Raw genomic sequence first — 25873 nt, 5'->3', positions numbered from 1 at the left:
TCTTTCTTACTGCGCGAGTGCCGCTGACAGTGCTTCCGGCTCATTAATGGCCGACGCGGTCAGGGTATCAACAATACGTTTAGTCAGACCGGTGAGGACTTTGCCCGGGCCCACTTCATACAGGTGCTCAACGCCCTGTGACGCCATAAACTCAACGGTTTTGGTCCACTGAACCGGGCTGTACAGCTGGCGAACCAGCGCATGGCGGATCGCCTCTGGCGCGGTTTCACACTGCACATCAACGTTATTCACAACCGGAATGGCTGGAGCGCTGAAAGTGATTTTTTCCAGCTCAACCGCCAGCTTGTCGGCAGCAGGCTTCATCAGTGCGCAATGCGACGGTACGCTCACTGGCAGCGGCAGCGCACGTTTGGCGCCTGCGGCTTTACAGGCAGCGCCTGCACGCTCAACAGCTTCTTTATGACCGGCGATAACCACCTGGCCCGGCGAGTTGAAGTTTACCGGAGAAACCACCTGACCTTCTGCAGATTCTTCGCAGGCCTTAGCAATGGACGCATCATCCAGACCAATAATGGCCGACATGCCGCCCGTGCCTTCCGGCACCGCTTCCTGCATAAATTTGCCGCGCAGTTCAACCAGACGCACGGCATCCGCAAACGCAATCACCCCGGCGCAAACCAGCGCAGAGTATTCACCCAGGCTGTGACCGGCCAGCAGTGCTGGCGTTTTACCGCCCTGCTGCTGCCAGACGCGCCACAGTGCGACCGATGCGGTCAGCAGTGCAGGCTGGGTCTGCCAGGTTTTATTCAGCTCTTCGGCTGGCCCTTGCTGTGTCAGCGCCCAAAGATCGTAGCCCAGGGCATCCGACGCTTCACGGAAGGTCTCTTCGATGACCGGATACTGCTCCGCTAAGCCGGACAACATTCCAACGGCCTGAGAACCCTGACCGGGGAACACAAAAGCAAATTGCGTCATTTTTTTATCCTTATACTAGAAACGAACCAGCGCAGAACCCCAGGTGAAACCGCCGCCGAAGGCTTCGAGCAAGACCAGTTGGCCTCGCTGAATTCGTCCATCGCGCACCGCTTCGTCAAACGCGCAGGGCACTGATGCTGCAGACGTATTGCCATGACGATCCAGCGTCACCACAACGTTATCCATAGACATGCCGAGTTTCTTAGCCGTGGCGCTGATAATGCGCAGGTTCGCCTGATGCGGCACCAGCCAGTCGAGAGCAGAACGCTCCAGATTGTTCGCTGCCAGCGTCTCGTCAACGATGTGTGCCAGCTCGGTCACCGCCACTTTAAAGACTTCGTTACCGGCCATGGTCAGATAGATAGCATTGTCCGGATTAACCCGATCGGCGTTTGGCAGCGTCAACAGCTCACCGTAGCTACCGTCCGCATGCAAATGCGTCGAGATGATGCCCGGCTCTTCAGATTGTCCTAACAGGACAGCTCCTGCACCATCACCAAAAATAATGATCGTCCCGCGATCGGCAGGATCGCAGGTACGCGCCAGCACGTCAGCACCGATCACCAGCGCGTGCTTAACGGCGCCAGATTTCACGTATTGATCGGCAATGCTCAGCGCATAGGTGAAACCTGCGCAGGCAGCAGCAACGTCAAACGCCGGGCAGCCTTTAATGCCCAGCATGTTCTGAACCTGGCACGCTGCGCTCGGGAAGGCATGCGTCGCAGAGGTGGTGGCAACGATAATCAGGCCGATGTCGTCTTTATCAACACCCGCCATCTCCAGCGCGCGTTGTGCGGCTTCGTAGCCCATAGTGGAAACTGTTTCATCTGGCGCGGCAATACGACGTTCGCGGATACCTGTACGCGTGACGATCCACTCGTCAGAGGTATCGACCATTTTTTCCAGATCGGCGTTGGTTCGCACTTGCTTTGGCAGATAGCTGCCGGTACCTAAAATCTTCGTATACATGTACGCTCAGTCACTTTTTGCTAATACAGATCCCAGGCGAGCGGCAATCCGCTGTGGGACTTGTCGCTGCACCGCCTGCACTGCCTGTTCAATCGCGACGGTAAAGGCTCGCTGATTGGCCGCACCGTGACTCTTAATCACAATGCCGCGCAATCCTAACAGACAGGCGCCATTATACTGGTCGGGGTTGAGGTGACTGAATCGCCGCGCCAGGCTCTTTTGTAACCAACGCTTCAATATAATCAGCCACCAGGACCGTTTTTTCCCCTCTCCCTGCGATTTAAGCAGAGAAAGAAACATTCTCACCACCCCTTCCATGGTTTTTAATGTAACGTTTCCTGTAAACCCGTCACACACCAGTACATCCGTTTTTCCGGTCAATAATTCGTTGGCTTCGAGATATCCAATATAGTTGATGGACGGCTCATTTTTTAGCCGCTCGGCCGCCTCACGGATGCTGTCGAGACCTTTAGTCTCTTCCTCACCGATATTCAGCAAGGCCACGCGGGGATGAGAGATCCCCACCACTTCCTCTGCCAGCACCGAGCCCATTACGGCAAACTGCGCCAGCATAACACTGTCGCAGTCGACGTTGGCGCCTAAATCCAGCACCACCGTTTTGCCCTTTTGCTGGTGCGGCAGTACCGTCACCAGCGCCGGGCGCTCAATCCCTTCAAGGGGTTTGAGCAGTAATTTTGCCAGCCCCATCAGCGCACCGGTATTACCGGCGCTGACGCAGGCCTGGGCGCGCCCTTCTTTTACCAGCTCCAGCGCAATGCGCATTGAGCTTCCGCGACTGCTGCGGATCGCCTGCGAGGCGCGGACATCACTGGCAATAACTGACTGGGCAGGAACAATCTGCAGACGTGAACGTTGTTCGAAGTCAGCTTTTGCAAGTAATGGCGTGATAGTGTCGGGATTGCCGACTAAAAGGAGAGTGAGTTGCGAATTAGAGTTCAGTGCCTGCAATGCTGCAGGCACTGTCACGGAAGGGCCAAAATCTCCCCCCATGACATCTAACGCCAGGGTTAGACGTGTCAAGGTATCGTCGCAGCCTGGTTCGGTATATCCCCGTTTGCACGGGGAAACCCTCACTAAGCCTAATCACGCTGACGCGTGATTACTTAGTGATAACCTTGCGGCCGCGGTAGAAACCGTCAGCGGTGATGTGGTGACGCAGGTGTTGTTCACCAGAAGTCTTGTCTACAGACAGGCTGGTAACTGCAGTCAGCGCGTCATGGGAACGACGCATGCCACGTTTGGAACGGGTTGGTTTATTCTGTTGTACGGCCATGGACCTTACTCCTTAATTACTTACGCTTTAAACTGGCTAATACGGCAAATGGGTTTGGTTTTTGCGCTTCATCAGGCAGTTCCCCAAAGACCATGTCCGCCTCGGACACTTCACAGTGTTCAGAATCATGCACCGGAACCACAGGCAAGGTGAGGATGATTTCATCTTCAACCAGCGCCAGCAGATCGATTTCACCGAATTCGTTAACCTCAATCGGCTCATACGCTTCCGGGAGTGCTTCAGCCTGCTCGTCTGAACGAACCGGACTAAAACAATATGTTGTGTGAACATGAAGTGGGAACGGTTTCCCGCAACGCTGACACTCGAGCGTGACCGACACCTTTGCATCACCGGTAATCACGGCAAGGCGCTGGGGATCGATATCGAACGACATGGTGCATTCCACATCACTGTCCACACTGACTACGGATTCGGCGATACGCTCAGCCTGATCACGAGTATAGATACCTTCGTAATCAAGGCGTTTTTGAGCCGTACGAACCGGATCAAGAGTCAGGGGTAATTTTACCTTTTGCATAGGGCGCGCATATTAACTTTGTAACGTCATAGAGTCAAAGAAAAAGGCAACCTCAGGCTGCCTTTTGCCAATTATTCGCACACATTGCGGCCTGTAGTTTAAAATGGCTGGCATCGATACGCTATATCTGGTGAAAAAAATATGCCAAATCTCATTCTCGCCTCTACGTCACCCTACCGCCGCGTGTTGCTGGGAAAGCTGGGCCTACCCTTCGAATGTGCCGCGCCGAACGTGGATGAAAGCCCACAGCCCGGTGAATCGCCACGCCATCTGGTCGTCCGTCTGGCTCAGGAAAAAGCGAAAAGTCTGGCAGCGCGATTCCCCGATCATTTGATTATAGGTTCCGATCAGGTTTGCGTCCTGGATGGGATGATCACCGGTAAACCGCACACCGAAGAGAATGCCCGCCAGCAACTACTGAAAGCACGCGGCAATATCGTCACCTTCTATACCGGCCTGGCCCTCTATAATTCATCTACGGGCCATTTGCAGACCGAATGCGAGCCTTTTGACGTTCACTTCCGCCATCTCAGCGAACAGGAAATTGACGACTACGTGCGAAAAGAGCGGCCATTAAACTGCGCGGGCAGTTTTAAGAGCGAGGGGCTGGGGATTGCATTATTTGACAAGCTGGACGGGCGTGACCCGAACACGCTGGTGGGATTACCGCTGATTGCGCTGTGCCAGATGCTGCGCCGGGAGCATTATAACCCGCTGATGGCGTAGCCATTTGCTTCGCCCGGCGGCGCTACGCTTGCACGGGCCTACGGTTTTGTAGGCCGGGTAAGCGCAGCGCACCCGGCATTAATTTCCGCGCAGAACTTTAAGACAGCGCTTCAGCTGTTCGTCCAGCGGGGCCTCAATGCGCATCACCTCGCCGGTACCCGGATGGGTAAACTTCAGCGCGGCGGCATGCAGGAACAGGCGAGACAAGCCCGTTCCTGCCAGCTGTTTATCAAACTCACGGTCACCATAGCGATCGTCGAAGGCAATAGGATGGCCCGCATGCAGCGTGTGAACGCGGATCTGGTGGGTACGTCCGGTCACCGGGCTGCAGCGCACCAGGGTGGCAAATTCATAACGCTCTTCCACCTTGAATCGGGTTTCTGAGGGTTTGCCTTCCTGACTGACGCGAACGATACGCTCACCGCTTTGCAGAATGTTTTTCAGCAGCGGCGCCTGCACCACTTTGACATGGGACTGCCACTGCCCGCGCACCAGCGCGAGGTAATCTTTCTGCATACCTTTCTCACGCAGCTGCTCGTGCAGCGAACGTAGCGCCGAACGCTTTTTAGCGACCAGCAGCACGCCGGAGGTATCGCGGTCGAGACGATGAACCAGCTCAAGGAAGCGGGCTTCCGGGCGCAGCGCGCGCAGACCTTCAATCACCCCGAAGCTTAACCCGCTGCCGCCGTGTACCGCCGTACCCGAGGGTTTGTTCAGCACCAGAATATGATCGTCTTCATATAAAATCACATTCGTCAGCGCGGCAACTTTATTCAGATGCGGCGACACCGCCTCTTCTTCGCGCTCGGCTACGCGCACGGGCGGGATGCGCACTTCATCACCCGCTTCAAGTTTGTATTCAGGTTTGATGCGCTTCTTATTTACCCGCACCTCACCCTTACGCAGGATGCGATAAATCATACTCTTTGGCACGCCCTTCAGTTGGGTGCGCAAAAAGTTGTCAATACGTTGCCCCGCTTCATCTTCGGTAATGGCAACCATTTTTACGGCTGGAGTCTCTGTTTTCATGGTGGGCGATTCTAATTATCGTCAGCCATTAGCGCCACTCATTTTTCTATGCTTATATTTACCTCTACCCGGTCAGGGTTTCGTGCACGCAATCGATTTGGTGGTTATTAAAGCAATCATTCGAAAGAAGTGAAGAAACTGTGAGTAACCGGGTGATAATTGGTAAAAGTCATCTTGCTATAACCCGGCTAGCAATGGAATAATGCTGTTGTTTTCCGCGTTAAATCCGGGTTTTGTAAGGATGTCGACGGAATGACCAATTTTGTCTGACCGATCATCCACGCAGCAATGGCGTAAGACGTATTGATCTTTCAGACAGTTAGCGGGCTGCGGGTTGCAGTACTTACCGGTAAATGGAATCTTCTCTGGAGAGTTTTACCCAGGCTATTCCCCTGATAATCGCGCTGTATTTCCGTATGAAATACAGGCAACCGACACTTTGCGCCTCTTAAGCGAGCGACAACCGTGAGGTTGGCGACGTGAATAGACACGAGGCCATCGGTTCATACCCCGGAAAGCGTCACCTTGCCCGCAGCTTAGTCGTCAATGTAAGAATAATGAGTAAGTTACGATGAAAAGAATGTTAATCAACGCAACTCAGCAAGAAGAGTTGCGTGTCGCCCTTGTGGATGGGCAGCGTCTGTACGATCTGGATATCGAAAGTCCTGGACACGAACAGAAAAAAGCGAACATTTACAAAGGCAAAATCACCCGCATTGAACCGAGCCTTGAAGCCGCATTTGTAGATTACGGTGCCGAGCGTCATGGTTTCCTCCCCCTGAAAGAGATCGCTCGCGAATACTTCCCTTCCAACTATAACGCCCATGGCCGTCCGAACATCAAAGATGTGCTGCGTGAAGGTCAGGAAGTTATCGTTCAGATCGATAAAGAAGAGCGTGGCAACAAAGGTGCCGCACTGACCACCTTTATCAGTCTGGCGGGTAGCTATCTGGTGCTGATGCCAAACAACCCGCGTGCGGGTGGTATCTCTCGCCGGATTGAAGGCGATGACCGTACCGAGCTGAAAGAAGCGCTGGCCAGTCTTGAACTGCCAGACGGCATGGGCCTGATTGTCCGTACCGCAGGCGTAGGCAAATCTGCCGAAGCGCTGCAGTGGGACCTCGGCTTCCGCCTGAAGCACTGGGAAGCGATTAAGAAAGCCGCTGAAAGCCGCCCTGCTCCATTCCTGATCCACCAGGAAAGCAACGTCATCGTGCGTGCCTTCCGTGACTACCTGCGTCAGGACATCGGTGAAATTCTGATTGATAACCCGAAAGTGCTTGAGCTGGCTCGCCAGCATATTGCCGCGCTGGGTCGTCCTGATTTCACCAGCAAAATCAAACTGTACACCGGTGAGATCCCGCTGTTTAGCCACTACCAGATCGAATCGCAGATTGAATCCGCCTTCCAGCGTGAAGTCCGTCTGCCGTCCGGTGGCTCTATCGTTATCGACAGCACCGAGGCGCTGACCGCTATCGACATCAACTCCGCACGTGCAACCCGCGGCGGCGATATCGAAGAAACGGCGTTCAACACCAACCTCGAAGCGGCCGATGAGATTGCGCGTCAGCTGCGTCTGCGTGACCTGGGCGGCCTGATCGTTATCGACTTCATCGACATGACGCCAGTACGTCACCAGCGCGCGGTTGAAAACCGCCTGCGTGAAGCGGTGCGTCAGGATCGTGCGCGTATCCAGATCAGCCATATCTCCCGTTTTGGTCTGCTGGAGATGTCCCGTCAGCGTCTTAGCCCGTCCCTCGGTGAATCCAGCCACCATGTCTGCCCACGCTGTAGTGGCACCGGCACCGTGCGTGACAACGAATCTCTGGCGCTCTCTATCCTGCGTCTCATCGAAGAAGAAGCGCTGAAAGAGAACACCAAAGAAGTACACGCCATTGTGCCTGTACCGGTCGCCTCCTACCTGCTGAACGAAAAACGTGCGGCGGTAACGGCTATCGAATCCCGTCTGAGCGGCGTACGCTGCGTGATCGTGCCTAACGACCAGATGCAAACCCCGCACTACTCCGTACTGCGCGTGCGCAAAGGCGAAGAGACTTCTACCCTCAGCTACATGCTGCCTAAGCTGCATGAAGAGGAGATGGCTCTGCCGTCCGAAGAAGAGTACGCCGAGCGTAAACTTCCGGAGCAGCCAGCCCTGGCAGCATTTGTGATGCCAGAAGCGCCACCTGCGCCAGCGCAAGAGAGCGTGGTAGCTCAACCCGCAGCAGCTAAACCGGCGGCAGAAGTCAGCCAACCTGCTGAACAGCCTGGTCTGCTGAACCGCTTCTTCAGCGCGCTGAAGAAAATGTTTGCCGGCGAAGAGCCACAGCCAGCTCCGGCACCGGTTGAGAAGAAAGAAGAGAAGCAGGAACGTTCACCGGATCGTCGTAAGCGTCAGAACAACCGTCGCGATCGTAACGAGCGCCGCGACAACCGTTCCGAGAATAACGAAGGTCGTGAAGGCAGCGAAGGCCGTGACAATCGCGATAACCGTGAGAGTCGCGACAACCGCGAAGGCCGTGGTGAACGCCGTGAAGGACGTGACGATAACCGTCGCAACCGCCGCGAGAAGCCGCAGCAGAACACGGAAGATCGTGAAATTCGTCAGCCGGTCAGCGAAGACGCCGACAAAGGCAGACAGCGTGATGAACAGCAGCCACGCCGCGAGCGCAACCGTCGTCGTAATGATGACAAGCGTCAGGCGCAGCAGGAAGTTAAAGTTCTGAATCGCGAAGAAGAGACCGTGCAGGATGCGGATCAAGAAGAACGTGTTCAGGTCATGCCGCGTCGTAAGCAGCGTCAGCTCAACCAGAAAGTGCGTTTCGAGTCTCAGACCGAAGAAGCGGCTGTTGAAGCGGTAGCGCCTCAGGCTGAACCCGTCCAGAGCACCGAACTGGCGAAAGTCGACCTGCCTGCGGTAATCGAAAATGCCCCTGAGCAGGAAGAGACCGGCGAAGGCCGTGACAACGCAGGCATGCCGCGTCGTTCACGTCGCTCTCCGCGTCACCTGCGCGTGAGCGGTCAGCGTCGTCGCCGTTATCGTGATGAGCGTTATCCGCTGCAGTCACCGATGCCGCTGGCTATCGCCTGTGCGTCACCAGAAATGGCTTCCGGCAAAGCCTGGATTCGTTACCCGGTTGCCCGTCCTCAGGAGCAGCAGTTTGACGAGCAGAACGTTGCTGTTGACGCGGTTGCCCCTGTCGCGCCAGTTGTTGATGAGGTTATCACCGAGGCGGCGGCAGTGGTTATCCCTGAGCCGCAGGTTGCTGAAGTCGAAACTTCACATCCGGAAGTGATTGCCGCGCCTGTGACAGAACAGCCGCAGATTATCGCGTCTGAAGATGTGGTTGTCGCAGAGCAGGTAGTTGAAGAAGCGAAGGCTGCCGAGCCGGTTGAAATCACCGAGGAAGTCGCTGAGCCACAACCGGTCGTGGAAGTTGAAGTGGAAACTGACGTTCAACCTGAGGTTGAAATTGAGGTTGAACCTGTTGCTGACGTGAAACCTGAAGTCGCTGAGGTGAAACCTGCCGTGGCTGAAGTTAAATCTGACGACGTGGAAGTCAATGCGCCGGAAGTGAAGCCAGCGCCAGCCGCTCAGGTTAATGCTGATCTTCACCACGCCACTGCGCCTATGACCCGCGCCCCGGCACCGGAATACGTTCCGGAAGCACCGCGTCACAGCGACTGGGTACGTCCGGCGTTTGATTTTGACGGCAAAGGTTCTGCTGGTGGTCACAGCGCAACGCACCAGGCCACAGCGCCTGCCACGCGTCCACAGTCGGCTGAATAAGCCTGCTTAAGCGCAAAAGCCGACCTTCGGGTCGGCTTTTTTATTGCCTCTGTTCAGGCCTGCGCATGCCGGCGATTTCAGGCATCACCTCTCGCATCATCTCCAGAAAGCGGCGCAGACGTGCCGGGTAATACCGTGACCACGGATAGACCAGATGCACCGGCAACGCGGCCGGCTGCCAGGCAGGCAACAGATGTACCAGCCTGCCCTCACGAATGTCGGCTTCCACTGTCCAGCTTGATACCACCGCTACCCCCAGCCCGGTTAATGCGCTTTTACGCGCCACGTACAGGCTGTCGGTACTCAGCCGCGGTGAAATAGCCACCCGCAGCGGTTGTGGCGCTCCCGCGTGGAACAGCTCTACGTGCTGACGATAAAAGGTATTGAGTGCCACCCAGGGCAGCGCAGAGAGATCTTCTGGCTTATCAACCGGAGCATGACGTGCGAGCAGTTCCGGCGAGGCCACAATACTGCGCGGAACCTCGGCCAGTAATACCGACACCGTACCCGGGTCGATCTCCGCCCCTACCCGGATGGCACAGTCGATATTGTCACTCAGGAAATCGGCCGAGCGGTCATTGAGCATCCACTCCACGTTCAACCGAGGATAGCGCAGCAGAAACGCCGTTAACGGCTCCAGCAACTGCTCCTGCCCGAAGGCATGCGGGGCGCGAACGCGAAGCACCCCCACCGGTTCATCTTCTGTCTGCCCGACTTCATCCTCCAGCGCATGCCAGCTGTCAATCACCCGTCGGGCATGCTGATAGCAGCGTTCGCCATCATCGGTCAGCTTCATGGCATGGGTGGTGCGCAGGATCAGACGTACGCCGAGCAGCGTCTCCAGCGATTGCAGGCGACGGCTCACGGTGGCCTGGGTCGTTGCCATCTGCACGGCGGCGGCAGAAAGGGAGCCTGTCTCAATGATGCGCACGAAGGTTCGCATCAGTTCGACCCTGTCTATACGCTCTGAACGTTTCATGATTTATCCGGTTATACGTTACACGTATAAGTGTTTTAGCACTGTGCCGGCTACCACCGCAAGTCGGGCTGGTAAAGAATAGCGACACACCCGAAATGAGGAACTGCATATGAACACCAGCACCTTAACCCCAGCCGTCAGCCGTTGGGTCATTTTTATCCTCGCCATCGGCGCAGGCTTCAGCGTCGCTTCCATCTACTATGCTCAGCCGCTGCTGCCGCTGATGGGGGCCGATCTGCATCTCAGCATTGAAGGGATGGGGATGGTGCCAACGCTTACCCAGGCAGGCTACGCGCTGGGGATCCTTTTTCTGCTGCCGCTGGGCGATCGCTATGACCGTCGCACACTGATAGTGATAAAAAGCATCGCCCTGGCGGGGCTGCTGCTGGCCTGTAGCCTGACAGGACAGATCCACTCCCTGCTGCTGGTCAGCCTGCTGATTGGGATGGCGGCCACCATGGCGCAGGATATCGTTCCGGCGGCCGCTATTCTGGCCCCGGCTGGCAAACAGGGCAAAACTGTCGGAACAGTGATGACCGGCCTGTTGCTGGGGATCCTGCTCTCCCGTACGGTGAGCGGCGTGGTGGGTGAAGCCTTTGGCTGGCGCGTCATGTATCAGCTGGCCGCGGGCAGCATTGCGATCCTTGCCGCCATGATGTGGTTGATTTTGCCTCGCTTCGCGGTGCCGTCGAATCTGCGTTATCCGGAACTGATGCGCTCCATGGCGCACCTGTGGCGTCGCTACCCGGCGCTGCGTCGTGCCGCGCTGGCCCAGGGCTTCCTCTCTATTGCCTTCAGCGCCTTCTGGTCCACGCTGGCGGTGATGCTGATGGAACACTATCAGCTGGGCAGTGCGGTCGCCGGTGGATACGGTATTGCCGGTGCCGCAGGCGCGCTTGCAGCGCCGCTGGCAGGTGGTCTGGCCGATAAACTCGGTGCCGGTAAAGTCACCCAGCTCGGTGCCGCGCTGGTGACCGTCTCCTTCGCCCTGATGTTCCTGATGCCCGCCCTCGGGGTACACGGCCAGTTGATCCTGATTGCTGTCTCCGCCATAGGCTTTGATCTCGGTCTGCAGTCAAGTCTGGTCGCCCATCAGAACCTGGTTTATGGCCTTGAGCCGCAGGCACGTGGTCGCCTGAACGCCCTGCTCTTCACCGGCGTGTTTATCGGGATGGCGCTGGGTTCGGCGCTGGGTAGTCAGCTGTATACGATGGCAGGCTGGCCGGGCGTGGTTGCCCTGGCGACGGTGACCGCAGGCATAGCGCTGGCTATCCGTCTGGCAGAAAGCGCCCGCACCAGCACCTCGGTAATGCAGAATTCCTGAAAAAAAAAGCCCAATCCGCGAGAACGGATTGGGCACACAGAACATAACCAGTTTCAAGTCATGTCCAAAGGTCAAAACTGTTATCTGTTGAGCTGGAACAGAGACATACCCTGCATATCGCTGAACGCTTTATAGGATGCCTGAAGGGCCGCCTGCTGCATGGTGTATGAGGAGATCGCTGCGTTCCAGTCAACGTCAATGAGATCGCTCATCTGCTGGGTCTGACTTAACGTACGGTCTTCCCCCAGTGAGTCTAAATTATCCAGCTCTTTCAGCTTGGTACCCACATCAGCAACCACGGTCAGAATGTTGTTCTGCGTGTTTTTGATGCTCACACCGGCAGTGGTCAGGGCATCTGTCAGGGCTTGTGCCGCGACAGGATCATCATCAACCGGGGCTTTCATTGCCGCGATAGCCGTATCCAGCGTTTTGAACAGATTGGTCTGCCCATAGCCGCCACCCGGGACTTCTTCAGCATTACTGGTAATGCTTTCGAACACCTGCTTACCGGTATGGCTAATCATCATGTTTCTGGCGGAATCCACCTGCTGGTAGATCGGGACATCCCCGCCCAGGTAGTCACCCGTCTCCGCATCGAAAGCCGGAGATTCAGTCTTATACCCGGCGAAAATAGAACGTCCATTGCCGTCGGTCGAGTTAGCCAGGTTCATGAGCTGATCGCGAATACCCTTCAGGTCAGCGGCAAGTGACATACGGTCGTCGTCACTGAGGGTGCCGTTACCCGCATAAACCATTTTTTCCTGTACGGAAGCGATGGCCGTCGTCACCTGACTTAACACGCTGTCTTCAAGAGAGGCTTTCTGGGTGGCAAAAGAGCGGGCCAGCTTGAACTGGCTGTTCTCCGACTGCGCCTGGGACAACACTACGGCCTGAGACGCAGCGATTGGATCGTCAGAGGGACGGTTTACACGTTTACCGGTGGACATCTGCTCACCGTAACTCAGCCACTTGCTCTGGGAATCGGTGATCCCACGCATGTTCTGCTGATACATCATCTGGGTGCTAATACGCATCGTTGACCTCGGCCTTAGCGAATATTAATTAACGCGTCGAAGAGCGTGCTGGCGGTTTGCAGCACCTGGGCATTGGCCAGATAGTACTGCTGGAAACGCTGCAGGTTGCCGTACTCTTCATCGAGGTTAACCCCGGAGATCGACTGCTGCTGGTTGCTCAGCTGCGTCGTCACGTTTGCCTGAGTGGTACTGCTGGTTTTCAGCGTCGCGGTTTTGCTGCCGACGGTACTCACCAGAGAGGCGTAGGCATCGTTAAAGGTTTTGTTGCCGCCAACCTCTTTGCTCTTCTGCAGATCCAGCAGCGCCTGACCGTTACGGTTATCACTTTCACCACCGGTTGGGTCAGAGGCCAGCGCCAGTTTTGACTCATCGCTGATCGCCAGATCCATATTGACGATGGCATTGGCGACAGGCTTCACGATAAAGCTGTCTTTATTGTTTGCCGCGCCCGATACGTTAACCGTCAGGCCATCGAAGGATAGGTTGCCGTTACCGTCATTGGTGGCATTGACCGTGGTTTTATCAGACAGACGGGTGATTTTCCAGCTGGAGCCATCAAACTCCATCTTGTAGTCGGTGGCCTGCACTTTAGCGCTTTCTGCAGGGTTTACCGTCGCGGTGACGGCGGCCGAACCGCTATTTTTGCTGTTGCCCAGCACCGCTGGCGCACCAATATCAAATAATTTGCCGCCGGCATCACCTTCTGTGTCAAAGCCCTTTGCGTGCTGGGTATTCATCGCGTTAGCGAAGGAGAGCGCCAGCTGGTTAAGGGTGTTGCGCGCGGTGTCGAGCTCTTCGGTACGGAAGGTTAACATCCCGCCCAGTGAGCCGTTGGTCAGCAGTTTTTCCGGGATCTCCACCGGGCCCGAGGTGCCGTCAACAAACGCCACCGTGGTACGGGACGGATCGGCGCTGGACTTCACGGCCGCCAGCTGGTTGGAGGTGCTGCCCTGAACCAGGTTATAGCCATTGCCAAAGGAGACGTTATAGGTGCCGCCATCCTGGACCGCGACTTCGACGCCGACGATCTGGTTCAGCTCGCTCACCAGCTGGTCACGCTGATCGAGCAGGTTGTTCGGGGACGCCCCGGCACCTACGCCGGTCAGACGGGAGATCTGATCGTTCAGGTTAGCAATCTGTTTGGCGTAGTTGTTGATCTGCTCAACGCTGGTGCCGATCGCGATATTGATCTGCTTATCCTGATCGCGCAGGTACTGATCGTTGACCTTGAACTGGTTCACCAGGCCAGCGGCCTTGCCCAGCACCGTCTGGCGCGCTGCCGGATCTTCGGCGTTGCTGACCAGGGTCTGCAGGCTGCCGAAGAAGTCCTGCAGGGTGGTGGCCAGGCTGTTGGTGCTACCGGACAGTACGTCGTCAATTTTAGACATCTGCTGGTAGCGGGTGGTCAGGGCACTGCTCTGGTTCTGCGCGGCGCGCAGCTGGTTGGTAATGAATGAATCATATTCGCGCTGTACCCCGGAGACATACACGCCGTTGCCAACCCAACCGCCGCCTGTCAGGGTGCTGTTTGAGGCGCTCAGCACCGTGGTCTGACGGGTATAACCCGCCACGTTGTAGCTTGAAATGTTATTACTGGCGGTATTCAGCGCAGCCTGTGCCGCGCTGAGGCCACTCATGGCGCTGTTGATCAAACTGGACATGGGGGTTCCTTTTATACTTTCAGACACGAGTCCTGCTGGAGATTATCGGCAGCCCCCAGCCGGACTTGAGAACTTTCAGAACAGATTTTCGATATCGTTGCTGTAGGCTTTGCTGACTTTCTCACCCATCGCTTTTAGCTGCTGGATCATGCTGGTCAGCTTGCGGGCGTACTGCGGATCGGTGGCGTAGCCCGCGTTCTGCAACGCCTGCGCGCCCTGCTCTGCCGTTGCGGCCTGGGTCACTGCCGCATAGCGTGGGTTACGGCTCAGCACCCCGACATAGTCTGAAAGCGCCTCCAGATACGAGCTGTAGACGCGGAACTTCGCTTTAATTTTCTTCGCTTCACCGTTTTCATATTCGGTGGTGGTGATCTCGGTGGTTGGCCCTTTCCAGCTTCCCGTGGCCTTCACGCCAAAGATGTTGAAGCTTGGCTCGCCGTTCTCACGCCGGATCTGCCGTTGCCCCCAGCCGGATTCCAGCGCCGCCTGGGCCAGAATCAGGTGATGCGGCACCCCGCTCTGCTGGCTGGCGAGACGCGCCGGCAGCGAGAGCTGGGCCAGGAAGTCTTTGCTGTCCCCGGTGAGCGGTTCGTCGTTACTTTCTGGCGCTTTCGGCACGGCTTTGCGCACCATCTGCGTCAGGGCCTGGTTTTGATAGCTGGTCACCTTTTCGAGATCGAACTTCATCGGCACCTGCTGCGGGGCCTCTTCCGGCGGCACGCCCTGGGCGGCCGCCATCTGCTTGACGATCACATCCGCCAGCCCGAGTCCTTTACCGGAGGTCATCTGCTGCGCAATCTGCTGGTCATACATGCTGGTGTACAGACGGGTTGAATCGCTGCTGAAGATGCCGTCTTTCGGCAGCGCCTCACGCATGCTTTTCAGCATCATCTGGACAAACATCCCCTCCACCTGGCGGGCCACCGGGCGGATATTACCCGCCGGATCTTTGCCCGCTTTGGCTTTCAGGTCGTTGAGCGACTGGGTATCCCAGGCCGCGCTGCTCAGCAGTTTGCTATCGGTCAGCATCAGATAATTTCCACTTTGGCGCGCAGGCAGCCTGCACTCTGCATGGATTGCAGAATCGACATCAGATCGATTGGAGTTGCGCCCAGCGCATTCAGCGCACGCACCACGTTGTTCAGGTTGGCGCTGGAGCGCACGCTCTGCAGTGAGCCACCACTCTGACGCATATCAATCTGGGTCTGCGGTGTGACTACGGTTTCACCGCCGCCAAACGGCGTATCCGGCTGGCTGACGTTAGCCGAGCGGTTAACGGTGACCGAAAGGTTGCCTTGCGCCACGGCACAGTTGTCCAGGGTCACTTCACGGTTCATCACCACCGAGCCGGTACGGGAGTTGATGATCACTTTGGCATCCTGCGGCGTAACGTTGACTTCCATGTTCTGGATGTCCGCCAGCAGGCGCACCTGATTGCTGCCGCCGCTGGAGACGCGAATCTGCACGGTGCGGGCGTCCAGCGCCGTGGCGCTGCCATAGCCGCGACCGCGGTTAATGGTGTCCGCGATCTGCTGCGCCATGGTGAAATCGTCGTCGTTCAGCTGCAGGTTGATGGTGTTCCCGGCCCCGAACTGGGTCGGCAGTTCACGCTCAATGATCGCCCCGTTGGTGATACGGCCGCCGTTAAGCTGGTTAACTTGCACGCTGCTGCCGCCTGCGGACGCACCTGCCCCGCCGACCAGAATATTACCCTGGGCGAGAGCATACACCTGGCTATCCACCCCTTTCAGCGGGGTCATCAGCAGCGTACCGCCACGCAGGCTTTTCGCGTTACCCATGGAGGAGACCACCACGTCGATGGTTTGCCCCTGGCGGGAAAAGGCCGGGTAGGAGGCGGTAACCATAACGGCCGCCACGTTTTTCAGCTGCATGTTGGTCCCGGCCGGCACCGTGATGCCGAGCTGGGAGAGCATGTTGTTCAGGCTCTGGGTAGTGAACGGGGTCTGGGTCGTCTGGTCACCCGTGCCGTCCAGCCCGACCACCAGGCCGTAACCGATCAGTGAGTTTTCCCGCACGCCCTGAACGCTTGTGAGATCGCGGATACGGTCGGCGTGGACAACGGTTGCCACCAGCACCAACAGGATCCCGAAGAGGGATTTAAACATAGGTCACCTCGCTTACATCGGCGATAAATTAAGGAAGAAACGCTGCAACCAGCCCATATTTTGCGCTTCATTGATGTAGCCGTTGCCGACGTACTCAATGCGCGCATCGGCCACCTGAGTGGACGGTACGGTGTTGGAGCCGCTGATGGTGCGAGGGTTAACCACACCGGAGAAGCGAATGAACTCAGTGCCCTGATTGATGGCGATCTGTTTTTCACCCACGACATGTAAATTGCCGTTCGCCAGCACCTGGTCCACAGTCACCGTCAGGGTGCCGCTAAAGGTGTTGCTGGCATTGGCGCCGCCTTTACCGTTAAAGGAGTTGCCGCCAGAGGTCTCGACATCGGCACGGGCATTACCGAAGAGCCCTTCGAGGTAACGCGGCACGGTGTCAAAGCCAAAATTGGTTTTCCCGTCGCGGCTGGCATTCGCTGAAGAGCTCTTGCTGGCGCTGACGTTTTCCTGCAGCTGAATGGTCAGCGTATCACCGATATTACGTGGGCGACGGTCTTCAAACATCGGCTGATAACCGTAGTTAATCGGCTGCGCTGTCTGGAAAATAGAGCCATTCGCGACCGGCGTCGGGCCAGGAGTGGGTTGGGCGGAAGTCGCACCCTGCACCAGAGGTTGAGACGGAACCCAGGCGCAACCGGTCAGGGTAACGGCCAGGAGGGTCACTATCGGATAACGAATCGCCGCGAGTTTTTGCATTGCCTTCATCTTCGAAAACAGGGAGCCGGTGCAGCGTAAACCACACCGGACTACACCTTAGAGTTGCGTCAGTTTCTGCAGCATCTGGTCGGTCGTCGACACTGCTTTACTGTTAATTTCGTACGCACGCTGAACCTGGATCATATTCACCAGCTCTTCCGCGACGTTGACGTTTGAGGTTTCCACATACCCCTGATACAGCAGACCTGAACCGTTCAGCCCTGGCGTGCTCTCATTCGGCGCACCGGAGGACTGGGTTTCGATGTACAGGTTCTCACCGATGCTTTCCAGACCGGTGTCGTTCATGAAGGTGGTCAGGTTAAGCTGGCCGACCTGCACCGGAGCGGCCTGACCCTGCTGGGTCACGCTCACGATCCCGTCACGCCCGATGGTGATGCTCAGGGCGTTCGCCGGAATGGTGATCGCTGGCTGCACCTGGAAACCGCCCGCCGTTACCAGCTGGCCGTTCTGATCCACCTGGAACGAACCGTCACGGGTGTAAGCCGAGGTTCCGTCCGGCAGCTGCACCTGGAAGAAGCCCTGGCCTTTGATCGCCACGTCTTTGCTGTTGTTGGTCTGGGACAGGTTGCCCTGACTGTGCAGACGTTCGGTCGCGACAGGACGAACACCGGTACCGATCTGCAGACCGGATGGCAGCGTGGTCTGTTCAGACGACTGGGCACCTGGCTGGCGGATGGTCTGGTAAAGCAAATCTTCGAAAACCGCACGCTGACGTTTAAACCCATTGGTGCTCACGTTCGCCAGGTTGTTGGCGATGACATCCATATTGGTTTGCTGTGCGTCGAGGCCGGTTTTCGCGATCCATAAAGAACTGATCATAAGGTGTCCTGTTAACTCATTGACAGCAGCTGGTTGGCGCGACCGGCGTTTTCATCAACGCTGGAGATCACCTTCATCTGCATTTCAAAACGGCGCGCGCTGGCGATCATGTCGGTCATCGCCGCGACCGGCTTAACGTTGCTGCCTTCCAGCACGCCAGACATGACGCGAATGGTCGGGTCAGTCTGTAAGGTGGCGCCACGGGTGGCCTGCGCCGCCTGGGTCAGACGGAACATACCGTCGTCGCCACGCTGCACTTCAAAACCTTCGGCTTTGACCAGCTTCAGGCGGCCAACCGGTGCCACGGTGTTCGGCGGATCGCCAGGGTTCAGGGCCGAGATGGTCCCGTCTGCCGCGATGGTGATCTCCGAGCCTTCCGGTACGGCGATCGGGCCGCCTTCACCGATAACCGGATGTCCCTGGATGGTCAGTTGTCCGACCGCATCCACCTGGATATTCCCGTTACGGGTGTAGCCTTCGCTGCCGTCGGCGGTTTGAACTGCCAGCCAGCCGTCCTGCTGCAGCGCCACGTCGAGCGGGCGCGAGGTGTAGTCCATCTGCCCTGGCGTCATGTCGGCGCCCGGCGTCGATGCCGTTACCAGCGTACGCGTCGGCAGGGTAAGGCCTTCCACCGGGACGGCGCGCATGGCATTGAGCTGCGCACGGAAACCCGGCGTCGAGGCGTTCGCCAGGTTACTGGCGGTGACTGCCTGCTGATTGAGCGTCTGACTGGCAGCGCCCATCGCGGTATATATTGCGTGATCCATTAAGCTATCCCGTCAGCCACTTAGCGGAGGTTAACCAGCGTGTTGAGGATCTGATCCTGGGTTTTGATGGTCTGCGCGTTCGACTGATAGTTACGCTGCGCGACGATCATATTGACCAGCTCTTTACTCAGGTCGACGTTGGAGGCTTCCAGCGCGCCGTTGGTCAGGGTACCGAAGTTACCGGAACCGGCGGTGCCCAGCAGCGCCACGCCCGAAGACTGGGTAGCAGACCAGACGTTGTTCCCTTCAGACTGCAGGCCTTCGTTGTTGGCGAAGTTCGCCATCACGATCTGACCCAGCACCTGGCTTTGTTCGTTGGAGTAGTTGCCGACCACGGTACCGTCATCGTTGATCTGATAGCTCACCAGGTCGCCCGGCTTGTAGCCGTTCTGGTTGGTGGCCACGATGTTGTTCGCCCCGGTGTTCTGCTGCATGGAGTTCAGGAAGCTCAGGGAGAAGGTCACCGGTAGCGCGCCGCTCAGCGGATCGGTGGTCACGTTGATAGACGCGTTGGCATTTGGGGTAGCGCTCAGCACGCCGGCAGCATTGTAGTTATAGACACCTTGCAGATTACCGCTAGGGTCGAAGCTCATCTGTGCAGACTTGTTGATCTTACCGTTGGTGACGCTGCCGTCCTGGGTATAGAGATCCCACTTGTTGTCTGCCGTTTTCACGTAGTAGACATACATGTTGTGGGCGTTACCCTGCTCGTCGTAAACGGTGATGGTGCCTTTTTTGTTGAAGCTGTCTGAATCCGGGTTGGCGTTGGTCGCGTCAAAAGCAATGCTCGGCACGCTGTCAGTGGAGTTCAGGTTGATCTGCTGCGCCGCGGTGCTGGTGGCTTTGGCGGACATCAGGTCATTAGGAATGGTGATCGGCTGCGGGTTGGCACCGGTCTGCACCGTCGGCGGGCTACCTGCTGCCGGGAAGCCGGTCAGCTGCAGGCCCTGCATGTTCACCAGGTTACGGTTTTCGTCCAGGCTGAACTGGCCGTTACGGCTGTAATAGACCGAACCGTTACTGTCGAGCATACGGAAGAAACCGTTCTGGCTGATGGCCACATCCAGGCCGCGGCCGGTGTTGGTGGTGGTACCGTCTGAAAAGTCCTGGGTGATCCCGGCGACTTTTACGCCCAGACCGACTTTGGAACCGGCGAACATATCCGCAAATGACGCGCTACCGGACTTAAAGCCGTAGGTCGCGGAGTTGGCAATGTTGTTACCAATGACGTCGAGGTTAGTGGCTGCAGCATTCAGGCCGCTGACCGCTTGTGAAAAGGCCATGAGTTACTCCTGGTAAATGTTAGGGCTTAAATAATCTGCCGAACTTCGTCGAGCGTGGTGGTACCGTAAGTCCCGAGATCCAGCGTGTTACCGCCGCCGCTGCGGATCACACCCTGCACCAGCGCAAACTGCAGTGGCTGTGCCACCAGCTGCGTGCTGCCGCTGCTGGCGGAAATCGCGACGTTGTAAGAGCCGTTTGGCGCCGTGCTGCCATCGGTTACCGTCCCGTCCCAGGTAAAGGTATGGACGCCCGCTTTCAGCTCGCCAATGTCAATGGTGCGTACCACAGCACCGGTCTTATCGGTGATGGTGGCGGTCACTTTGTCCGCGCTCTGCTGCAACTCAACACCAAACGGGGTGGTTGAGGTGGTGGTCGAGCCTTCGGCACCGCTGGTGCCTGCCAGAACGGTAGAGCCCGGGATCATCACGCCATGGCCAATCAGCGTGCTGGCCTGCATCGACTGGCTGTTGTCGATCTGCCCGGAAATAGAGCCCAGCGTGGTGTTAAGTTTCTCGATGCCGCTCACCGTACTGATCTGCGCAAGCTGCGTGGTCAGTTCGTTGTTCTGCATCGGGTTAGTCGGGTCCTGGTTTTTCAGCTGTGCCACCAGCAGGGTCAGAAAGCTGCCCTGCAGATCGGAAGCATTGCTGCCGGTGAGGGAGCTGTTGCCGGTGGTGCCGCTGACGCCAGTGGTAGCCGTCCTGTCATTTACATTGACTGCAATGGACATTGATCTCTCCTTTACTGGCCCAGGGTGAGCGTTTTAAGCATCATGCTCTTCACGGTATTCAGGACTTCTACGTTGGCCTGGTAGCTGCGGGAGGCCGACATGGTGTTGACCATCTCGCCAACCACATCCACGTTCGGCATTTTGACGTAGCCGCTGGCGTCGGCCAGCGGGTTGCCTGGCTCGTACACCAGTTTGTCCGGCGCCTGGCTCTCGATCACGTTAGCCACTTTTACCCCGCCGGTTTGCGCGCCCGGCGCAGCATCCACCTGGAATACCACCTGCTTAGCGCGGTAGGGTTGACCGTCCGGGCCCGTTACGCTGTCGGCGTTCGCCATGTTACTGGCGGCAACGTTCAGACGCTGGGATTGCGCGGTCAGCGCGGAACCCGCGATATCAAAGATATTGAGTAAGGCCATTATTAGTTGCCTCCCTGCAGAACACTCATCATGCCTTTAATCTGCCCGCCGAGAACGGTCAGCCCCATCTGGTACTTGAGGCTGTTATCGGCGAACTGCGTACGCTCCCGGTCCATATCGACGGTATTACCGTCCAGGGATGGCTGATCCGGGATGCGATAAAGTAAATCGGTATTCGGGGTAGTGACGGTCTCTGCGGGAATATGACGTGCAGAGGTCAGCGCAAGGGCAACACCGCTATTCTCGGCCCGGCCACGCTCCATCACTTTCTTTAATTCACTGGAAAAATCGATATCACGCGCCTGAAACCCGGGGGTATCGGCGTTGGCGATATTGGCGGCCAGAATCTCCTGACGCTGGGCACGCAAGTTGAGCGCTTCTTGCTGAAAACGTAGCGCGGCGTCGAGTTTATCGAGCATGTCTCCTCCGCTGATGGCAAAATTTCAGTGGATAGCTTAAATCTCAACCCGTCTCCGTCATCGACGGAATAAGCGCAAAATGCGTCGCTATTTATTGCGTTGATGCCCACCCGCTACAGGTAGAATCCTGCTCATTCTGTAATCCGACGGTAACGGGCGATATGACATTCAAACGTGGAGTGACCGCAACCCTGCTCCTCTGGAGCTCCCTCTCTCAGGCGCAGGATCTGAATGGTCAGCTGACGGCGTTTTTTGCCCAACGACTGGCAGGATTCAGCGATGAGGTGTCGGTTCAGGTCCGCACGCCAGCCAGCATGCTCCCTGGCTGCGAAACGCCTCAGTTCAGCGTCCCTGGCAACACCCGACAGTGGGGCAACGTGAGCGTGACGGCACGCTGTGACAATGAAAAACGGTTTATACAGGTTGCAGTTCAGGCGACGGGCGATTATGTTGTCGCGTCCCAAAACATCCCCCGGGGTGGGGCGTTGCAGCCGGGTAGCGTGACGCTGAAACGCGGCAGACTGGATCAGCTTCCGCCGCGCACGATTCTGGATATCAACCAGGTGCAGAACGCCGTAAGCTTGCGCGATCTGGTGCCCGGGCAACCTCTGCAACTGTCGATGCTGCGCCAGTCATGGCGGATCAAAGCCGGACAGCGGGTGATGGTGATCGCCACTGGCGAGGGCTTTAGCGTTAACAGCCAGGGCCAGGCCCTGAACAATGCGGCCGTTGCGCAAAACGCCCGCGTCAGGATGACCTCAGGCCAGGTTGTGAGCGGTACCGTCGATTCTGATGGGAATATTCTGATTAACCTATAATCTTTTTAAAGATTATGCGGCGACTGCCGATAAATCATTAACAAATGATAATGTCAGGCGCTTACGCCGCCAACCCTCGATGAGGACACCACAATGAGCATTGATCGTACATCGCCCCTGAAGCCGGTTAGCACTGTACAGCCTCGCGAAATGAATGAGACTGCAACGCCAAAAACGCGCCTGCAAAAATCAGCAGCGGCCGACAGCACCAGCGTTACGCTGAGCGATGCCCAGGCGAAACTGATGCAGCCGGGCAGCAACGATATCAACATGGAACGTGTTGAAGCGCTGAAAACCGCGATCCGTAACGGTGAGCTGAAAATGGATACCAGTAAAATCGCTGACGCGCTGATCCAGGATGCGCAAAGTTTCTTAGAGTAATCGCCGTATGAGTCGTCTGACGGAAATAATGGATCACATGACGGTCGTCCTGAACGACCTGAAAACGGTAATGGACGCCGAGCAACAGCAGCTCTCTGCCGGGAATGTGAACGGCAGCGCGCTGCAGCGCATTACCGAAGATAAAAGCTCCCTGCTGGCCACGCTGGATTATCTGGAGCAGCAGCGGCGCACCGAGCAGTCCGCGCGCCAGAGTGCCAATGATGATGTCGCCGAACGCTGGCAAACGATTACTGAAAAAACTCAGCATCTGCGCGACCTCAATCAGCACAACGGCTGGCTACTTGAAGGGCAAATCACCCGCAACCAGCAGGCGCTGGAGGTGCTGAAGCCGCATCAGGAGCCGGCACTGTATGGCGCCAATGGCCAGACATCCAGCTCACGCAGCGGCGGGAAGAAGTTTTCGATCTGATTGTCCGGATGAGATAGACAGAGAACGGGGAGCACCGACAGGCGCTCCCCTTTTTGCGTTACGCCGTACGGCGGGCGAACTCTTTCACTTTGAAGCCCAGCACCGCGAGAGTCGCGAAGTACGCCACAACACCCACCACCACTACGGCCATCAGGCGCAGCAGACGATAAGGCATGGTGCCCAGCGCCCAGTCCGGCATCACGTAAAGCATGCCCACCAGCGCCGCAGCCATTACCAGCACCGCAATCACCAGCCGTAACAGGAAGCTCGTCCAGCCTGGCTGCGGGGTGAAAATCTGCTGCTTTCTCAGCTGCCAGTAGAGCAGCCCGGCATTCAGACAGGCTGCCAGACCGATGGACAGGGACAGACCGGCATGCTTCAGCGGGCCGATAAAGGCCAGGTTCATCACCTGGGTCATGATCAGGGTCACGATGGCGATCTTCACCGGGGTCTTGATGTCCTGACGCGAGTAGAAGCCCGGGGCCAGCACTTTCACCACAATCAACCCCATCAGGCCGACAGAGTAAGCCACCAGCGCCCGCTGGGTCATCAGCGCATCGAAGGCGCTGAATTTCCCGTACTGGAACAGGGACACCACCAGCGGTTTGGCGAGGATCCCCAGCGCCACCGCACTCGGCAGCGCCAGCAGGAAGCAGAGGCGTAACCCCCAGTCCATCAGTCGGCAGTACTCATCCTGGTTGCCGCTGGCAAAACTGCGGGAGAGTGACGGCAGCAGGATCGTGCCCAGCGCCACCCCCAGTACCCCGGACGGGAACTCCATCAGTCGGTCGGCGTAGTACATCCAGGAGACGGAACCGGAGACCAGGAACGAGGCGAAGATGGTGTTGATGATCAGCGAAATCTGGCTCACCGAGACGCCAAGAATGGCCGGCCCCATCTGCTTCACCACCCGCATCGCCCCTGCATCGCGCAGGTTAATGCGCGGCAGCACCAGCATGCCGATCTTCTTCAGGTGCGGCAGCTGATACGCCAGCTGCAGTACCCCGCCCACCGTCACCGCCCAGGCCAGGGCCAGCACCGGCGGATGGAAGTGCGGCGCGGCAAACAGCGCAAAGCCGATCATGCTGACGTTGAGGAACGTTGGCGCAAACGCCGGGACCGAGAAGCGGTTCCAGGTGTTAAGGATCGCCCCCGCCAGCGACGCCAGCGAGATCAGCAGAATATAGGGGAAGGTAATGCGCAGCAGCTGCGAGGTCAGGGCAAATTTATCGGCGGTATCGGCAAAGCCGGGCGCGGTGACCATGATCACCCAGGGCGCCGCCAGCATGCCGATCACCGTGACGATCGCCAGGGCGAGGGTCAGCAATCCCGAGACGTAGGAGACAAATACCTTCGTTGCGTCTTCCCCCTGCTTGCTTTTGTATTCCGCCAGAATGGGGACAAAAGCCTGGGAGAACGCGCCTTCGGCAAAGATACGGCGCAGCAGGTTAGGCAGTTTAAACGCAACAAAAAAGGCGTCAGTCGCCATTCCTGCGCCAAAGACCCTTGCCACAATGGCGTCGCGCGCAAAACCCAGCACGCGCGAAAACATGGTCATCGAGCTGACGGCAGCCAGCGATTTTAATAGGTTCATTAACGTGAATTTCCACTACCAGACGGCAAAACGCCTGCAAAGCAGGCGTGATTCTCGCCGGGTGGCGCTGCGCTTACCCGGCCTACAAGACAATAAACGCGCCTAGTCTACTCGTAAAAACGCGAATTGCTATGGGCAGATGTTACCGCAGGTTATTCGCTCATGGCCTCGCGCCAGAGCTTCTCCACGATGCGCTGGGCGCGGATCGCCTGTTCGCCTGCGGTTTCAGGAACCGTCTGATTTTGCACGCATTCGATGAAGTGACGCGCGCAGCCCGCAAAGCCGCGCTGCTCAAGGGTGCTTTGCCAGCCCGGGATGGCCGGCGTAACGACGCCACTCCCCCGCTCCTCGCGCCACTCGCGCATATCGGTAATGTCCAGCAATGCGCCATCCGTCACCGCCTGGATCCACTCCCGCTGGCTGCCCGCCCGGCGGTGCATGGAGGTAGTGATCTGCATATTGCCGGCGCTGAAATGGTGCTCGGCATAGACCATCGCCCCGTTCTCGTTGGTCTGCAGCGTACCGCCGGTAAGCCGGGCATCATTGCCCGCCAGCCACAGGGCGGTGTCCACCACGTGCAGATAATCATCCAGCAGGGTAAAGCGCAGATCGTTGGGCCCGATGCTGTCAGCGCGGTGTTTATCCATCCGCAGGGATGCCGCACCGTTCAGCTGGGTTTTCAGCTGCTGATAGAGCGGCGCGAAGCGGCGGTTAAAGCCGACCATCAGGATGAGCTTCTTCTGGGCAGCGAGATCAATCAGCCGCTCGGCGTCGGCCAGGTTATCGGCCAGCGGTTTATCGACGCAGACATGGACGCCCGCGTGCAGCAGCTCGCTGACCACCTGATAGTGGGTGACTGTGGAGGTGTGGACAAAGACCACATCACACTCGCGGGCCAGATCCTGTAACGACGCATAATAAGGCATGCGCAGGGACTCGCAGATCCGCAGCGCCTTATCCCGCGAAGGCGACCAGGCCCCCTGCAACGTCCAGTCTGTTGCGGCGCTCAGCACCGGCAGCCAGGCTTTCTGGGCGATCCCGCCCAGCCCTACAACGCCTACACGTAATTTTGTCACC

Annotated in this window: 26 protein-coding genes; 6 read left to right on the top strand and 20 right to left on the bottom strand. The window is 57.6% G+C overall.

Annotated features, from left to right (window positions below; genetic code table 11):
- Nucleotides 1-6: 6 nt before the first annotated feature.
- The 5 genes from fabD to yceD form a co-directional block, all read right to left on the bottom strand.
- Nucleotides 7-936 carry an ACP S-malonyltransferase gene (gene fabD, locus SOM40_RS08490; protein WP_320457060.1) on the bottom strand — a complete coding sequence of 310 codons (930 nt, stop codon included), beginning with the start codon at nucleotides 934-936 and terminating at the stop codon, nucleotides 7-9.
- A gap of 15 nt (nucleotides 937-951) precedes the next feature.
- The gene (locus SOM40_RS08485; protein WP_106992736.1) at nucleotides 952-1905 is read right to left on the bottom strand and encodes a beta-ketoacyl-ACP synthase III; all 954 of its coding nucleotides are present in this window, start codon (nucleotides 1903-1905) and stop codon (nucleotides 952-954) included.
- Between the two features lie 6 nt (nucleotides 1906-1911).
- Nucleotides 1912-2946, bottom strand: coding sequence for a phosphate acyltransferase PlsX (plsX, locus tag SOM40_RS08480; protein ID WP_225759070.1), 1035 nt, complete (start codon nucleotides 2944-2946; stop codon nucleotides 1912-1914).
- A gap of 79 nt (nucleotides 2947-3025) precedes the next feature.
- Nucleotides 3026-3199 (bottom strand): 50S ribosomal protein L32, encoded by a 174-nt coding sequence (gene rpmF, locus SOM40_RS08475; protein WP_106992734.1) that lies wholly within the window; start codon nucleotides 3197-3199, stop codon nucleotides 3026-3028.
- A 16-nt stretch (nucleotides 3200-3215) separates the two neighbouring features.
- Nucleotides 3216-3737, bottom strand: a complete 522-nt coding sequence (yceD, locus tag SOM40_RS08470) for a 23S rRNA accumulation protein YceD (protein ID WP_106992733.1) — start codon at nucleotides 3735-3737, stop codon at nucleotides 3216-3218.
- Between the two features lie 141 nt (nucleotides 3738-3878).
- On the opposite strand from yceD, the gene SOM40_RS08465 reads away from it, so the two are divergent.
- Nucleotides 3879-4463, top strand: coding sequence for a Maf family protein (locus tag SOM40_RS08465; protein ID WP_320457061.1), 585 nt, complete (start codon nucleotides 3879-3881; stop codon nucleotides 4461-4463).
- Nucleotides 4464-4541: 78 nt separating this feature from the next.
- Here the strand turns inward: SOM40_RS08465 and rluC are convergent, their stop codons facing one another.
- Entirely contained in the window at nucleotides 4542-5492 is a 951-nt protein-coding gene (gene rluC / locus SOM40_RS08460; protein WP_106992731.1) for a 23S rRNA pseudouridine(955/2504/2580) synthase RluC, read from the bottom strand.
- 571 nt (nucleotides 5493-6063) lie between these two features.
- On the opposite strand from rluC, the gene rne reads away from it, so the two are divergent.
- Nucleotides 6064-9282 carry a ribonuclease E gene (rne, locus tag SOM40_RS08455; RefSeq protein WP_320457062.1) on the top strand — a complete coding sequence of 1073 codons (3219 nt, stop codon included), beginning with the start codon at nucleotides 6064-6066 and terminating at the stop codon, nucleotides 9280-9282.
- A 40-nt stretch (nucleotides 9283-9322) separates the two neighbouring features.
- On the opposite strand, the gene SOM40_RS08450 is transcribed toward rne, so the two are convergent.
- Nucleotides 9323-10261, bottom strand: coding sequence for a LysR family transcriptional regulator (locus tag SOM40_RS08450; RefSeq protein WP_225759072.1), 939 nt, complete (start codon nucleotides 10259-10261; stop codon nucleotides 9323-9325).
- Between the two features lie 109 nt (nucleotides 10262-10370).
- On the opposite strand from SOM40_RS08450, the gene SOM40_RS08445 reads away from it, so the two are divergent.
- Nucleotides 10371-11585 carry an MFS transporter gene (locus SOM40_RS08445; RefSeq protein WP_320457063.1) on the top strand — a complete coding sequence of 405 codons (1215 nt, stop codon included), beginning with the start codon at nucleotides 10371-10373 and terminating at the stop codon, nucleotides 11583-11585.
- A gap of 80 nt (nucleotides 11586-11665) precedes the next feature.
- Here SOM40_RS08445 and flgL read toward each other — a convergent pair whose 3' ends face one another.
- From flgL to flgB, 11 genes are all read right to left on the bottom strand, one after another.
- Nucleotides 11666-12619, bottom strand: a complete 954-nt coding sequence (flgL, locus tag SOM40_RS08440; RefSeq protein ID WP_106992727.1) for a flagellar hook-associated protein FlgL — start codon at nucleotides 12617-12619, stop codon at nucleotides 11666-11668.
- Between the two features lie 14 nt (nucleotides 12620-12633).
- On the bottom strand, nucleotides 12634-14280 hold the full coding sequence (gene flgK, locus SOM40_RS08435; RefSeq protein ID WP_166182141.1) for a flagellar hook-associated protein FlgK: 1647 nt from the start codon (nucleotides 14278-14280) through the stop codon (nucleotides 12634-12636).
- 75 nt (nucleotides 14281-14355) lie between these two features.
- Nucleotides 14356-15309, bottom strand: coding sequence for a flagellar assembly peptidoglycan hydrolase FlgJ (flgJ, locus tag SOM40_RS08430; RefSeq protein WP_166182140.1), 954 nt, complete (start codon nucleotides 15307-15309; stop codon nucleotides 14356-14358).
- Nucleotides 15309-16406, bottom strand: a complete 1098-nt coding sequence (locus tag SOM40_RS08425; RefSeq protein WP_106992724.1) for a flagellar basal body P-ring protein FlgI — start codon at nucleotides 16404-16406, stop codon at nucleotides 15309-15311. The genes flgJ and SOM40_RS08425 overlap by 1 nt, the downstream gene beginning before the upstream one ends.
- Nucleotides 16407-16418: 12 nt before the next feature.
- Nucleotides 16419-17117 carry a flagellar basal body L-ring protein FlgH gene (gene flgH / locus SOM40_RS08420; RefSeq protein WP_320457064.1) on the bottom strand — a complete coding sequence of 233 codons (699 nt, stop codon included), beginning with the start codon at nucleotides 17115-17117 and terminating at the stop codon, nucleotides 16419-16421.
- Between the two features lie 57 nt (nucleotides 17118-17174).
- Nucleotides 17175-17957, bottom strand: a complete 783-nt coding sequence (gene flgG, locus SOM40_RS08415) for a flagellar basal-body rod protein FlgG (RefSeq protein WP_032617536.1) — start codon at nucleotides 17955-17957, stop codon at nucleotides 17175-17177.
- An 11-nt stretch (nucleotides 17958-17968) separates the two neighbouring features.
- Nucleotides 17969-18724 carry a flagellar basal body rod protein FlgF gene (locus SOM40_RS08410; RefSeq protein ID WP_320457065.1) on the bottom strand — a complete coding sequence of 252 codons (756 nt, stop codon included), beginning with the start codon at nucleotides 18722-18724 and terminating at the stop codon, nucleotides 17969-17971.
- Nucleotides 18725-18744: 20 nt separating this feature from the next.
- Nucleotides 18745-20007 (bottom strand): flagellar hook protein FlgE, encoded by a 1263-nt coding sequence (gene flgE / locus SOM40_RS08405; protein WP_312189819.1) that lies wholly within the window; start codon nucleotides 20005-20007, stop codon nucleotides 18745-18747.
- Between the two features lie 26 nt (nucleotides 20008-20033).
- Nucleotides 20034-20738, bottom strand: a complete 705-nt coding sequence (gene flgD, locus SOM40_RS08400; protein ID WP_106992720.1) for a flagellar hook assembly protein FlgD — start codon at nucleotides 20736-20738, stop codon at nucleotides 20034-20036.
- A gap of 11 nt (nucleotides 20739-20749) precedes the next feature.
- A complete protein-coding gene (gene flgC, locus SOM40_RS08395; protein WP_106992719.1) occupies nucleotides 20750-21154 on the bottom strand; it encodes a flagellar basal body rod protein FlgC in 405 nt (134 codons plus the stop codon).
- 2 nt (nucleotides 21155-21156) lie between these two features.
- Nucleotides 21157-21573: a flagellar basal body rod protein FlgB gene (gene flgB, locus SOM40_RS08390; RefSeq protein WP_032617531.1), complete on the bottom strand. Its 417-nt coding sequence runs from the start codon at nucleotides 21571-21573 to the stop codon at nucleotides 21157-21159.
- A gap of 161 nt (nucleotides 21574-21734) precedes the next feature.
- Between flgB and flgA the strand changes: the two genes are divergently transcribed.
- The 3 genes from flgA to flgN all read left to right on the top strand — a co-directional run bounded on the left by flgA (nucleotide 21735) and on the right by flgN (nucleotide 23202).
- Complete coding sequence (gene flgA / locus SOM40_RS08385) at nucleotides 21735-22391, top strand: flagellar basal body P-ring formation chaperone FlgA (protein WP_225759075.1); 657 nt, start codon at nucleotides 21735-21737, stop codon at nucleotides 22389-22391.
- Nucleotides 22392-22484: 93 nt separating this feature from the next.
- The gene (flgM, locus tag SOM40_RS08380) at nucleotides 22485-22772 is read left to right on the top strand and encodes a flagellar biosynthesis anti-sigma factor FlgM (protein WP_166182135.1); all 288 of its coding nucleotides are present in this window, start codon (nucleotides 22485-22487) and stop codon (nucleotides 22770-22772) included.
- 7 nt (nucleotides 22773-22779) lie between these two features.
- Nucleotides 22780-23202: a flagella biosynthesis chaperone FlgN gene (gene flgN / locus SOM40_RS08375; protein WP_106992716.1), complete on the top strand. Its 423-nt coding sequence runs from the start codon at nucleotides 22780-22782 to the stop codon at nucleotides 23200-23202.
- 58 nt (nucleotides 23203-23260) lie between these two features.
- Here flgN and murJ read toward each other — a convergent pair whose 3' ends face one another.
- Both murJ and SOM40_RS08365 read right to left on the bottom strand, forming a co-directional pair.
- The gene (murJ, locus tag SOM40_RS08370; protein ID WP_225759076.1) at nucleotides 23261-24796 is read right to left on the bottom strand and encodes a murein biosynthesis integral membrane protein MurJ; all 1536 of its coding nucleotides are present in this window, start codon (nucleotides 24794-24796) and stop codon (nucleotides 23261-23263) included.
- A 152-nt stretch (nucleotides 24797-24948) separates the two neighbouring features.
- A complete protein-coding gene (locus tag SOM40_RS08365) occupies nucleotides 24949-25872 on the bottom strand; it encodes a Gfo/Idh/MocA family protein (protein ID WP_320457066.1) in 924 nt (307 codons plus the stop codon).
- Nucleotide 25873 lies beyond the last annotated feature (1 nt).

This window comes from Leclercia sp. CFBP8987, from assembly GCF_034044995.2.
Taxonomy (GTDB): Bacteria; Pseudomonadota; Gammaproteobacteria; order Enterobacterales; family Enterobacteriaceae; genus Enterobacter; species Enterobacter tamurae.
The sequence above is the reverse complement of the archived record's forward strand: the minus strand, read 5'-3'. Positions and strand labels throughout refer to the sequence as shown.